Below are 515 nucleotides of genomic sequence, written 5' to 3'. Positions count from 1 at the left end.
CTACTACGAACGGCACGGCATCGACACGAAGCCGTTCACGCAGCGGCTCAACTGGCTCTTCACGAAGCTGCTCGGCGAACAACCGCTCGGCCTGAAGATCGGCCACACGCGCTTCTGGCTGCGCCAGCAGCTCGCGGTGATCGCGTCGCTCGAGCACTTCTTCGGCTATCTCGGCAACTGGGTGCTGCACGCGCGCGGGCTCGACGACGAGCGCACCGATCCGACGATCGTCGATCTGCTGCGCTGGCACGGCGCGGAGGAAGTCGAGCACCGCACCGTCGCGTTCGACATCTATCGGCATCTCGGCGGCAATTACGTCGAGCGCTCGATCCACATGACGTTCGTGATCCTGCTGCTGCTCTACTTCATCATGTCGGGCGCGAAATACATGTACGAGCGCGATCCCGGCGCGGGCCGCTATCCGGGCTTCGTGCTGTCGTGGTGGCGCGGCTCGCGCCGCAAGCACCTGCCGTCGTTCTGGAAGACGATCGCCGCGGCGCTGCGCTATTACCGGC

General features: G+C 65.2%; 1 protein-coding gene. It reads left to right on the top strand.

What is annotated here, in order from left to right; genetic code table 11:
- Nucleotides 1-515 (top strand): metal-dependent hydrolase (locus tag J5M73_RS31080; RefSeq protein ID WP_207816888.1); only part of this gene is annotated, 515 nt, incomplete at both ends.

The sequence above is a fragment of the Pseudomonas sp. 50_B genome, from assembly GCF_017491625.1.
GTDB lineage: Bacteria > Pseudomonadota > Gammaproteobacteria > Pseudomonadales > Pseudomonadaceae > Aquipseudomonas > Aquipseudomonas danubii.
This window is presented reverse-complemented; position numbering and strand designations above follow the sequence as displayed.